Origin of the sequence: Streptomyces sp. NBC_01477, from assembly GCF_036227245.1 — a bacterium.
GTDB lineage: Bacteria > Actinomycetota > Actinomycetes > Streptomycetales > Streptomycetaceae > Actinacidiphila.
In genome coordinates this window covers 1981888-1993463 of sequence record NZ_CP109445.1, presented here as the reverse complement: position 1 = coordinate 1993463, position 11576 = coordinate 1981888, and the positions used below count along the sequence as shown (strand labels likewise).

Here is an 11576-nt window from a genome sequence, read left to right as displayed (position 1 = left end):
ACAGCAGCGGGAGAAGGGCGACATGACAGCACAACCCCGTCCGGCGGGGACCGCCATCGTGCTCGACGGCGTCAGCAAGCGCTACGGCGAGGTGCACGCGCTCGACAACGTGTCGCTGACCGTCGGGCAGGGCGAGTTCTTCGGTGTGCTCGGCCCCAACGGGGCGGGCAAGACCACCCTGGTCGAGATCGTCGAGGGCATGCGCAAGGCGGACTCCGGCACGGTCAGCGTGTTCGGCCTCAGCCCCTGGCCGCGCAACACCGCGCTGCTGCGCAGGATCGGCGTACAGACCCAGACCTCGGCCTTCTTCACCCGGCTCACCGCGTGGGAGCACCTGGAGACCGTCGCCGCGCTCCAGGGCGCCGACCGCGCCGCCGCCCGCTACGCGCTCGACCTGGTCGGCCTCACCGACAAGGAGCGCAGCCGGGTGGACGACCTGTCCGGCGGCCAGCGGCAGCGGCTGGCGCTGGCCACCGCGCTGGTGCACCAGCCCGACCTGATCTTCCTCGACGAGCCGACCGCCGCGCTCGACCCCGAGGCCCGCAGGTCGCTGTGGTCGGTCCTGCGGGACCTGCGCGGCGAGGGCCGCACCATCGTCTACACCACCCACTACCTGGACGAGGCCGAGGCGCTGTGCGACCGGGTCGCCATCATCGCCGGCGGCCGGGTGGTGGCCCTGGACAGTCCGGGCGCGCTGATCAGGTCGATGGCGGCGCCCGCCCGGCTGCTGGTGCCCGCCGACCGGATCACCGTCGAGCAGGCCCGCGCCGTCGAGGGCGCGGAGCGGGTGCTGCTGGAGGGCGGCGAGGTCGTCATCGAGACCCGGCACGCCAACCGGGTGCTGATCGAACTGGGCGCACTGGTCGACATGGACGCGATCCAGACCAGGACGGCGACGCTGGAGGACGCGTATCTGCGGCTGACGGCCTCCCCGCCGCCCGCCGCGCAGGACAGGGCCGGTGCGCCGGCGGTCGGAACGGAGCACGGCCGATGACCACCACCACCAGCGCCACGCGCGCTGTCCCGAGCGCCTACGCCACCCTCACCAGGGCCACCTTCCTGGCGTCCGTGCGCGACCGCACCACCGTCTTCTTCACCTTCGCCTTCCCGCTGGTCTTCCTGGTCGTCTTCGGGCTGCTCTTCCGCGGCCAGTCCGTCGACGGCGGCCTGCCGTACATCAACTACGTGGCGCCCGGCGTGCTGTCGTGGGGCGTCGGCAACGCGGCCCTGTTCGGCCCGGCCTTCGCGCTGATGCACTGGCGCCGCGACGACATCCTGCGGCTGATCTGGCGCACCCCGACCCCGCTGCCGACCGTGCTCGGCTCGCGGTTCGTGGTCGCCGTCGTGGTCGGGCTGTCGCAGGCGGTGCTCTTCACCGCGGTCGCGCTGCTGCCCTTCTTCGGGCTGCACCTGGACGGCAGCTGGCCGCTGGCGCTGCCGCTGCTGGTGTTCGGCGTGGCGGCCTTCCTGGCGATGGGCCTGGTCGTCGGCAGCCTCGCCGACACCCCCGAGGCGGTCGCCGCCATCGCCAACTGCGTGATGGTGCCGATGGCCTTCCTGTCCGGCTCCTTCTACCCGGCCGACCTGCTGCCCGGCTGGATACGGACCGCGTCGTGGGTGCTGCCGCTGCGCTACCTCGACGACGGCCTGACCGACGTCCTGGCCGGCCGCGCCACCGCCGGCTCGCTGGCCCTCGACTGCGGCGGCCTGGCCGCCTTCACCGTCGTCTTCGGGCTGATCGCCGCCCGCATCTTCCGCTGGAGCAACCGGACATGACGACCGACACCGCCGTACGCCCCGTCCCCGCCCCCGCGCCGGGACCGCTGCCGCTGGAGTCGGCGGGCCGCGACCTGGAGCGCAGGCTCGCCGGGCGGGCCGCCCGCGAGGGCGCCCCCGCGCCCCGGGTCGCCGTCATCGGCGGCGCCGATGTGCTGCGCCGGGAGAGCCCGCAGGCCGCCGCGGCGCGCGCGGCGGCCACCGTCCACCTCACCGCGGACGCCGTGCTGATCGGCCCCTGGGGCGGGTCAGCCGCCACCGCTGCCTGCGGCTGCTGCCTGGCCATCCGCTGGCAGCGGCTGCGCACCCGTACCGAACGCGACGCCCTGGAGACCGGCCTCGCCAGCACCGCGGCGGGCCGCTGGCCGGTGCTCCCGGACTACACGGCCGACGCGGTGTGGGCCCTGTGCCGCCTGGCGGCGGGCGGCGCGGATGGCGGCCGGGGCGCGGGCCGTACGGATGACGCCGGGGGCGCGGACCGTACGCGCACCGGCCTGGCCCGGGCCTCGGACAGTGCCGGGCTGCCGCAGGTCACCCGGCTCGATCTGGAGACCGGCCTGGTCAGCACGGTGCCGCTGCTCGCCGACCCGCTCTGCCCGCACGCACCCCACACCCCGCGGGCGGCTCAGTCCGAGGCCTTTCCGGTGTCCCGGCCGAAGCCCGCCGCCGACCGCTACCGGCTGCGCTCGCCCGGCGGGTACGACCTGCCCGCCGCCGCGCTCGCGAACCCGGTGTGCGGGGTGCTCGGCGCGGGCACCTGGAGCGATGTCACCTCGCCGACGACCGCGCCGGTCGCGGGCAGCGTCTTCATGCGGGGCTACGCGGGTCTGACCGACGTGACCTGGAGCGGCCAGTCCCACTCCTTCGCCGCCAGCCGCGACCTGGCCTTCCTCGAAGGCCTCGAACGCTACGCGGGCACCCACCGCAGGGACGCCGGCGGCATCGTCACCGACTCGTACGACAACCTCGGCGAGGCGGCCCTCGACCCGCGCGACTGCGGCCTGTACGCGCCGGAGACCTACCGCGACGACCCGATGATCGCGCCCTTCGACCCGTCGCGGCCGATCCCCTGGGTACGCGGCTGGTCGCTGCGCGACAACCGCCCGGTGCTGGTGCCCGCCCGGCTGGTCTACTACAGCGCGGGCACGGCCGCCGACCACTTCGTCTTCGAGTGCTCCAACGGCTGCGCGACCGGCAGCTGCCTGGAGGAGGCGGTGCTGTTCGGCCTGCTGGAGCTGATCGAGCGGGACGCCTTCCTGCTCGCCTGGTACGGCGACGCCCGGCTCACCGAGATCGACCTCGGCGCCTGCCGCAGCCCGGTGCTGCGCGCCATGACCGACCGGGCCGCGCTGTGCGGTTACGACGTGCACGCCTTCGACAACCGCATCGACCTGGCCGTCCCCGTCGTCACCGGCCTCGCCGTGCGCAAGGACGGCGGCCCCGGCACGCTGGCCTTCGCCGCGGGCGCCGCCTTCGACCCGGAGACCGCGGTGGAGGCGGCGGTGTCGGAGATCCTCACCTATCTGCCGCACCTGCCACGCCAGGTGACCGAGCGCCCCGCCGAACTGGCCGCGATGGCCGAGGACTTCGGGCTGGTACGGAGGCTGCCGGACCACGCGGCGCTCTTCGGCCTGCCGCGGATGACCCGTTACGTCGGCAGCTATCTGGAGCCCACCGCCGTACGCCCGCCGGCCGAGGTCTACGCCGAGTGGGAGGACCGGCGGCCGCGCGGCCTCGACCTGCGCGAGGACCTGCGGTGGTGCACCGCGGAATTGGCCCGGGCGGGCTGCGACGTGATCGTGGTCGACCAGACGGCGCCCGAGCAGCGCAGGATGGGGCTGCGGACGGTGTGCACGATCGCGCCGGGCCTGCTGCCGATCGATTTCGGGTGGGCGCGGCAGCGGGCGCTGACCATGCCGCGGCTGCGCACCGCGCAGCGGCGGGCGGGGCTGCGCCCCGACGACCTGCGCGAGTCCGAGGTGCGCCGGGTGCCGCACCCCTTCCCGTGAGGACCGGGGGTCCGGTGCCCCTTCCGGCGACGGCCGCACGACCGGAAGCCGCAGGCGGCGGCCCCGAACGCAACCGCTCCGCGGCCCGCACACAGCGGGCCGCGGAGCGGCGGACGGCGGAGCAGCCGTCAGGCGGTGCAGCTGGTGGTGCTGGTGGTGCTGGAGCAGGTGCTGGTGCTGGAGCAGCTCGTCGAGGAGCCGAGCATGACCTCGCTGGCGTCCGAGTAGTCGGTGATCTCGAAGGTCTCGGACTCGAGCTCCAGGATCTCCTGGGCCAGCGACGCGAGCGGCGTGTCCTGCTTGATGATCGCCATGGTGACTCCCTTTTCTCGGCAGGGGACGCGGCCCGGAACGGACCGGCTGAGTCTTTTCTACGCGCGTCCACTGACCGATCACCCTGCCGCCCGCTGTCACTCCGCTGGCACGCGCGCGCCCGCGCTCGCGTCCGCCCGCCGCGCGCCGCTGCCGGCGCCGCCTGCCACCGACCCGTCAGGAGCCCCCGATGACCCCGCAGGCAGGACCCGCCCCTGACGCCGTGGCCCCGCCCCCGCCCCCGCCGGCCCCGGCGCCCGTGCCCGGTGACGTACTGGCGCGGGCCGCCGAGCTGTACGTCGCCGTCCACCGCGACCCGGAGCTGTCGGGGGCCGAGGAGCGCACCGCGGCCCGTCTCGCCGCCGCCCTCGGCGGCGCGGGCCTCGATGTCGAGCGCGGTGTCGGCGGCCACGGCGTGGTCGGCGTCCTGCGCAACGGCCCCGGTCCCGTGGTGATGATCCGCGCCGAACTCGACGCGCTCCCGGTCCGCGAGGAGACAGGTCTGCCCTACGCGAGCACGGTCACCGCGCCGGGAGCCGATGGCACACCCGTGCCCGTGATGCACGCCTGCGGCCATGACGCGCACCTGGCCGCGCTGTCCGGCGCCGCCGCCGTGCTCGCCGGGACGGCGGACGCCTGGCGCGGCACCCTGGTGGTCGTCGGGCAGCCCGCGGAGGAGACGCTGAGCGGGGCGGCGGCGATGCTCGCGGACGGGCTCTACCGGCGCTTCCCCGTGCCGTCCCATGTGCTGGCCCAGCATGTGGTGCCGCTGCCCGCGGGCATGGTCGCGCACGCCGAGGGGCCGCTGCTCGCGGGCAGCGCGACCCTCGAAGTGGTGCTGCACGGCAGGGGCGGCCACGCCGGGGCGCCGCAGTTGTCCGCGGACCCGGTGATCGCCGCCGCGGCCGTGGTGATGCGGCTGCAGACCGTCGTGTCCCGCGAGACGGGCCCGGGGGAGCCGCTGGTGGTCACCGTGGGCTCGATAAGGGCGGGCACCCCGGGCGGCAGCAATGTCATCGCCGACCGGGCGACGCTCGAAGTGACGGTACGTGCCTTCAGCGACGAGAGCCTGGAGCGGGCGGTCGCGGCCGTGCGCCGTATCGTCCGCGCCGAGGCAGCCGCCGCCCCCCTGCCCGCGCCGCCGGAGCCCGACGTCCGGGTGCTGTCGCGCTCCCGGCCCACCGTGCCGGACCCCGGGGCGACCGCGGTCGTCCGCCGCGCCCACGAGGCCGCCTTCGGGCCGCACCGGGTCACCCGCTGGCAGCCGTCGATGGCCACCGAGGACTTCCCGCTGTACGGCGACGCGGGTCTCGACCTGCACGGCGTGCCCGGCATCCGCACCGGCTACTGGATGCTCGGCGGCGCGGGACCCCGGCAGTGGGCGGCGGCCGGCGGCCCCGGCGCGGACGCGGCGGCCCGGCTGGCCGTGCTGCCGCCGAACCACTCGCCGCTGTTCGCCCCGCACCCGCGGCTGACGCTGGAGACCGGCATCGCGGCGATGACGGCCGCGGCGCGGGCCGCCCTGACGGTGCCCGCCGAGGTCGCATAGGGTCGGCTGCGACGCCGCCGCCCGGGCGCTGCGGGGGCGGCGGGCGGCGAACCGCACGTCCCGCAGCCGCCGAAGGGTGACCCTGGTGAGACTGAGGCTGGAATTCACGACCGAGCCGTTCGACCTGGACGTGCCGCCCCGCCACGCGGTGGTGGCCAGGGAGGTCGTGGAGGCCGGCACGCTGGACGCGGTGGACGTGGGGCCGTTCGGCAATACGGCCGAGGGCTCGGCCGACGAGGTCGTCGCGGCGGTCGGCGAGCTGCTGCGGCGTACTCTGGCGGCCGGCGCCACCCGGGTCTCACTCCAGGTCAGCGCGCTGGGGGAGGACGGCGCATGAGCGCCGCGGACGGGCCGGCGCACCCCTTCGCCGAGGCGGTCAAGCCGCTGGTGGACGCGATGGGCGGCGAGTTGGTCGCGCCCGCGCAGGCGCGCGGCGACGATGTGGTGCTCAGCTGGGAGGGCGCGCCGGTCGTCGCGGTACGGCTGCCCCACCTGGCCGATTCACTCGACCACCTGCTGGCCGACCTGCGGCGCAGGCACGGGCCGCTGCCTGAGCTGGGCCGCAAGGAGAAGCAGCAGGTGGTGCGGATCCTGGAGGAGCGCGGCGCCTTCTCGGTGCGGCACGGTGTGGAGATCGTGGCCTCGGCGCTCGGCGTCAGCCGCTTCACCGTCTACAACTACCTGAACAGGGAGAACGCCGCCCGCGACAGCCAGTGACGCCGTACGGCCGCCGGCGCCGTAACCAGAAGTTTTCAACAAACTGTTGACGCTGACGCGCGGCGGCTCCTAGCGTGCGGGTGTGACTTCCAGCGCCTCGCCGGGCCTTGCCCGGCTCAACGCGGCCACCGCCCCCGCCGCTGCCGCCCTGCTGCACGAGGTGTGCGCCAGCGTCGCGTGGGGCGCGGCGGTGGCCGCGCGGCGGCCGTACGACCGGCTCGACGGCCTGCTCGCGGCGAGCGACACGGCCATGGCGGCGCTGACCGCCGCCGACCTGCGCGAGGCGATGGCCGGGCACCCGCCGATCGGCCGCCCCACCCCGGGCGACCCGGCCTCGGCCCGTGAGCAGAGCGGTGTCGAGGCGTCGGAGCGTGCCGAACTGCTCGCGCTCAACCTCGCCTACCAGGAAGCCCACGGCCATGTCTTCCTGATCTGCGCCACCGGGGCGACCGGCGCGCGGATCAGGGCCGCGCTCGAAGCGCGGCTCGGCAATGACGAGGGCACCGAGCGCGAGATCGTCCGCGCCGAACTGGGAAAGATCAACCGGATCAGGCTCGGCAGGCTCGCGGCGACCGCGCAGGAGGACCCCTCATGACATCCGTGTCCACCCACGTCCTGGACACCAGCGCGGGCCGCCCCGCCGGGGGAGTGGCCGTCACGCTGTCGGTCCGCACCGGCCCTGACGCGCCGTGGGAGCCGCACGGCACGTCCGCGACCGACCCGGACGGCCGCTGCAAGGACCTGCCCGCGCTGCCGGAGGCCGCCACCCACGTACGGCTGCGCTTCGAGGTGGCGCCGTACCTCGCACGTCACGCCCATCCAGCCGAGGCCCAGCAGGACGCCCCCCGCACGGACCACGGTCCAAGGGACAGCGGAGCCTTCTTCCCCGAGGTCGCGGTGGTCTTCGCCGTCGTCCCGGGCGAGCATTTCCACGTACCGCTGCTGCTCAACCCGTTCGGCTACTCCGTATACCGAGGGAGCTAGCGACATGCCCACGATGCTCGGCCAGAACCAGTACGGCAAGGCGGAGAACCGCGTTGTCCGCGTCACCCGCGACGGCGACACCCACCACATCAAGGACCTGAACGTCTCGGTCGCGCTGTCCGGCGACATGGACGAGGTCCACCTGTCCGGGTCGAACGCGAACGTGCTGCCCACCGACACCACCAAGAACACCGTCTTCGCCTTCGCCAAGGAACACGGCATCGACTCCGCCGAGGCGTTCGGCATCCATCTGGCCCGGCACTTCGTGACCAGCCGGCAGCCGGTCCACCGGGCGCGGATACGTATCGAGGAGTACGCCTGGGAGCGCATCCCGGCCGGCGGCGCGGACCGCGGCGAGCACTCGTTCGTCCGCAAGGGCCAGGAGACCCGCACCACCGAGGTCGCCTTCGACGGCGAGCGCTGGCAGGTCATCTCCGGTCTCGCCGGCCTGGTGGTGCTCAACTCGACCGACTCGGAGTTCTGGGGCTTCGCCAAGGACGGCTACACCACGCTCAAGGAGACGCACGACCGGATCCTCGCCACCGAGGTCAACGCCCGCTGGCGGTTCGGCTGGACCGGCGGCGAGCAGGACGTGCCGGACTGGGAGGAGTCGTACGCGGCGGTGCGCGGCGACCTGCTGGGCGCGTTCGCCGAGACGTACTCGCTCTCGCTCCAGCAGACGCTGTTCGCGATGGGCTCGCGGGTCATCGACAACAGCACGGGGACCGCCGCGATCGACGAGGTGCGGCTGTCGCTGCCGAACAAGCACCACTTCCTCGCCGACCTGGCGCCCTTCGGCCTGAAGAACGACAACGAGGTCTATCTGGCCGCCGACCGCCCCTACGGGCTGATCGAGGGCACGGTGCTGCGCGACGGCGCCGAGGCCGGCATCCCGGTGACGGACTGAGAGGCGCGGACACCATGACCGAGACCAGTGCGGAAGCCGGCGCCGGGACGACCGGGACGGGTGCGGAGCCCGGCGCCGGGCGCATCGTCATCGAGAACTGCGCCGTCGCCACCGTGGACGCGGCCGGCACCGAATACGGCACCGGGCACATCGTCGTCGCGGGGAACGTCATCGAGTCGGTGGGCGCGGGACCCGCCCCCGCCGGTCTCGCCGGTGTGACCCGGCGGATCGACGGCACCGGGCACCTGGCCACCCCCGGCCTGGTCAACACCCACCACCACTTCTACCAGTGGCTCACCCGTGGCCTCGCCCAGGACAGCAACCTCTTCGACTGGCTGGTCGAGCTGTACCCGGTATGGGCGCGGATCGACGAGGACATCGTCCACGCGGGCGCCGCCGGGTCGCTGGCGATGATGGCCCGCGGCGGCGTCACCACCGCCATGGACCACCACTACGTCTTCCCGCGCGGCACCGGCGACCTGCTCGGCGCCGAGATCAGGGCCGCCGCCGAGACCGGGGTGCGCTTCACCGCCGCCCGCGGCTCGATGGACCGCGGCAAGAGCGACGGCGGGCTGCCGCCGGACTTCGCCGTGGAGACCACCGAGGGCGCGCTGCTGGCCACCGAGGCCGCCATCGACACCCACCACGACGCGTCCTTCGGGTCGATGCTGCACATCGCCGCCGCGCCCTGCTCGCCGTTCTCGGTCTCGACCGGACTGCTGCGCGAGGCCGCGGTGCTGGCCCGCCGCAAGGGCGTACGCCTGCACACCCACGGCAGCGAGACGGTGGAGGAGGAGAAGTTCTGCCACGAGCTGTTCGGCATGGGGCCGACCGACTACTTCGAGTCCGCCGGCTGGCTCGGCGACGACGTGTGGATGGCGCACTGCGTCCACATGAACGACTCCGACATCGCCGCCTTCGCCCGCACCGGCACCGGCGTCGCCCACTGCCCGTCCTCCAACGCCCGGCTCGCGGCCGGCATCGCCCGGGTCCCCGACATGCTCGCCGCGGGCGTCCCGGTCGGCCTGGGCGTGGACGGCACCGCGTCCAACGAATCCGGCGAGCTGCACACCGAGTTGCGCAACGCGCTGCTCATCAACCGCCTCGGCGGTGGCGAGAAGGCGCTGAACGCCCGGCAGGCGCTGCGGCTCGGCACCTACGGCGGCGCCCAAGTCCTGGGCAGGGCCGCCGAGATCGGCTCGTTGGAGCCGGGCAAGCTCGCCGACCTGGTGCTGTGGAAGCTGGACGGCCTCGGCCACGCGTCGATCGCCGACCCGGTGGCCGCCCTGGTCCTCGGCGCCGCGGCCCCGGTCACCCTCTCGCTGGTCAACGGCCGCCCCGTGGTGGAACAGGGCCGGCTGACCCGGGTGGACGAGGACGCGATCGCCCGCCTCACCCGCGCGCAGGCGCGCCGCCTGGCCAGGATCGCCGGCCTGACCGGCTGACCGCGACGACCGGTCGGGGAGGGACGGCCCCCGACCGGTGGCCGTGTCCCCACCGGGCACGGCGGCACCGCCCCGGACCACGACCTGACGGTCCGGGGCGGTCCGCCCGGCTCAGTCCGCCAACTGCTCGTAGGCGGGCAGGGTCAGGAAGTCGACGTACTCGGCGTCCAGGGCGGCGCGCAGCAGCAGGTCGTACGCCTCGGTCCACTTGCCCGCCGTGAAGGCGGCCTCGCCGACCTCGGTGCGGATCGCGGCGATCTCGTCGGCGGCGACCCGGCGGACCAGTTCCGGGGTGGCCTTCTCGCCGTTGTCGAGGACGACGCCGGTGTTGGTCCACTGCCAGATCTGCGAGCGGGAGATCTCCGCGGTGGCCGCGTCCTCCATCAGGTTGAAGATCGCGACCGCGCCCGTGCCGCGCAGCCACGCCTCGATATAGCGGATGCCGACCTGGACGGCGTTGCGCAGCCCCTCGTAGGTGGGGCTGGCGTCGAGCGAGGCGATGTCGATGAGTTCGGCCGCGGTCACCCGGACGTCCTCGCGCAGCCGGTCCTTCTGGTTCGGGCGGTCGCCGAGGACCGCGTCGAAGGAGGCGCGGGCGATCGGTACCAGGTCGGGGTGCGCGACCCAGGAGCCGTCGAAACCGTCGGCCGCCTCACGGTCCTTGTCCGCCTTGACCTTCTCGAAGGCGACCTTGTTGACCTCGGCGTCCCGGCGGGACGGGATGAAGGCCGCCATGCCGCCGATCGCGTGCGCCCCGCGCTTGTGGCAGGTGCGGACCAGCAGTTCGGTGTACGCGCGCATGAAGGGCGCGGTCATCGTGACCGCGTTCCGGTCCGGCAGCACGAAACGCGCGCCGCCGTCGCGGAAGTTCTTCACGATCGAGAAGAGGTAGTCCCAGCGGCCCGCGTTGAGCCCCGAGGCGTGGTCGCGCAACTCGTAGAGGATCTCGTCCATTTCGTACGCGGCGGTGATCGTCTCGATCAGCACGGTGGCCCGGACGCTGCCCTGCGGGACGCCGAGCCGGTCCTGCGCGAAGACGAACACGTCGTTCCACAGCCGGGCTTCGAGGTACGACTCGGTCTTGGGCAGGTAGAAGTACGGCCCCTTGCCGAGGTCGAGCAGCCGCTGCGCGTTGTGGAAGAAGTACAGCCCGAAGTCGACCAGGCCGCCCGGCAGTTGCTCGCCGTCCACGGTCAGGTGGCGCTCGTCGAGGTGCCAGCCGCGTGGCCGCACCACGACTGTGGCCAGCTGGTCGGCGGCGCCGAGCGCGTACGTCTTGCCCTCGGGGGAGGTGAAGTCGATCCGCCGCTCGTAGGCGTCGATCAGGTTGAGCTGGCCGCCGATGACGTTCTCCCACGTGGGGGCCGAGGCGTCCTCGAAGTCGGCGAGCCAGATCCGCGCGCCGGAATTCAGCGCGTTGATCGTCATCTTGCGGTCGGTGGGGCCGGTGATCTCCACCCGGCGGTCGTTCAGCGCGGCGGGGGCCTCGGCCACCCGCCAGCTGTCGTCGGCGCGGATGTGCGCGGTCTCGGGCCGGAAGTCCAGGGTCGCGGTGCGGGCGATCTCCGCGCGGCGCTCGGCGCGCAGGGCCAGCAGTTCCGCGCGGCGCGGCGCGAAGCGGCGGTGCAGCTCGGCGAGGAAGTCCAGCGCCTCGGGAGTCAGCACCTCCTCCTCGCGCGGCACACGGTGCCCGGCCGTCCCGGTGACGGCGGCGGCGGACGAAGGGGTCGGTGCGGACATGCGGTCATTCCTCCAGAGCGGTGCCGGCGTCCGTCGGGTGCGTCGCGCGTGCGGGGCATGCCGTCGTGCGTGCGTGGCACGCGGTGCCGGGCCGCCGCGAGCTGCGGGCGCTTCTGCAAGGTGGAGCATAGTTTTCG

At 74.1% G+C, this 11576-nt stretch carries 12 protein-coding genes; 10 read left to right on the top strand and 2 right to left on the bottom strand.

Annotation, left to right across the window (positions count from 1 at the left end; genetic code table 11):
• The first annotated feature begins 22 nt into the window (after positions 1–22).
• From OHA86_RS07885 to OHA86_RS07875, 3 genes are read left to right on the top strand one after another with little or no spacing between them, the layout of a single operon-like run.
• Positions 23–994, top strand: coding sequence for an ABC transporter ATP-binding protein (locus tag OHA86_RS07885; RefSeq protein WP_329182274.1), 972 nt, complete (start codon positions 23–25; stop codon positions 992–994).
• Complete coding sequence (locus tag OHA86_RS07880) at positions 991–1776, top strand: ABC transporter permease (protein ID WP_329173652.1); 786 nt, start codon at positions 991–993, stop codon at positions 1774–1776. Before OHA86_RS07885 ends, OHA86_RS07880 begins: the two co-directional genes overlap by 4 nt.
• A complete protein-coding gene (locus OHA86_RS07875) occupies positions 1773–3785 on the top strand; it encodes a YcaO-like family protein (RefSeq protein WP_329173650.1) in 2013 nt (670 codons plus the stop codon). Before OHA86_RS07880 ends, OHA86_RS07875 begins: the two co-directional genes overlap by 4 nt.
• A 128-nt stretch (positions 3786–3913) precedes the next feature.
• Here OHA86_RS07875 and OHA86_RS07870 read toward each other — a convergent pair whose 3' ends face one another.
• Positions 3914–4099, bottom strand: a complete 186-nt coding sequence (locus tag OHA86_RS07870; protein WP_329173648.1) for a thiazolylpeptide-type bacteriocin — start codon at positions 4097–4099, stop codon at positions 3914–3916.
• Between the two features lie 188 nt (positions 4100–4287).
• On the opposite strand from OHA86_RS07870, the gene OHA86_RS07865 reads away from it, so the two are divergent.
• The 7 genes from OHA86_RS07865 (at position 4288) to OHA86_RS07835 (ending at position 9699) form a co-directional block, all read left to right on the top strand.
• Positions 4288–5646: an amidohydrolase gene (locus tag OHA86_RS07865; protein ID WP_329173646.1), complete on the top strand. Its 1359-nt coding sequence runs from the start codon at positions 4288–4290 to the stop codon at positions 5644–5646.
• 85 nt (positions 5647–5731) lie between these two features.
• Entirely contained in the window at positions 5732–5983 is a 252-nt protein-coding gene (locus OHA86_RS07860) for a hypothetical protein (protein ID WP_329173645.1), read from the top strand.
• On the top strand, positions 5980–6363 hold the full coding sequence (locus OHA86_RS07855) for a helix-turn-helix domain-containing protein (protein ID WP_329173644.1): 384 nt from the start codon (positions 5980–5982) through the stop codon (positions 6361–6363). The genes OHA86_RS07860 and OHA86_RS07855 overlap by 4 nt, the downstream gene beginning before the upstream one ends.
• An 82-nt stretch (positions 6364–6445) precedes the next feature.
• Positions 6446–6958: a 2-oxo-4-hydroxy-4-carboxy-5-ureidoimidazoline decarboxylase gene (gene uraD / locus OHA86_RS07850; protein ID WP_329173643.1), complete on the top strand. Its 513-nt coding sequence runs from the start codon at positions 6446–6448 to the stop codon at positions 6956–6958.
• A complete protein-coding gene (gene uraH, locus OHA86_RS07845) occupies positions 6955–7347 on the top strand; it encodes a hydroxyisourate hydrolase (RefSeq protein WP_329173641.1) in 393 nt (130 codons plus the stop codon). The genes uraD and uraH overlap by 4 nt, the downstream gene beginning before the upstream one ends.
• 4 nt (positions 7348–7351) lie before the next feature.
• Positions 7352–8254 (top strand): factor-independent urate hydroxylase, encoded by a 903-nt coding sequence (gene pucL / locus OHA86_RS07840; RefSeq protein ID WP_329173640.1) that lies wholly within the window; start codon positions 7352–7354, stop codon positions 8252–8254.
• 14 nt (positions 8255–8268) lie between these two features.
• A complete protein-coding gene (locus OHA86_RS07835) occupies positions 8269–9699 on the top strand; it encodes an 8-oxoguanine deaminase (RefSeq protein WP_329173638.1) in 1431 nt (476 codons plus the stop codon).
• A 111-nt stretch (positions 9700–9810) separates the two neighbouring features.
• Here the strand turns inward: OHA86_RS07835 and aceB are convergent, their stop codons facing one another.
• Complete coding sequence (gene aceB / locus OHA86_RS07830) at positions 9811–11439, bottom strand: malate synthase A (protein WP_329173636.1); 1629 nt, start codon at positions 11437–11439, stop codon at positions 9811–9813.
• Positions 11440–11576 lie beyond the last annotated feature (137 nt).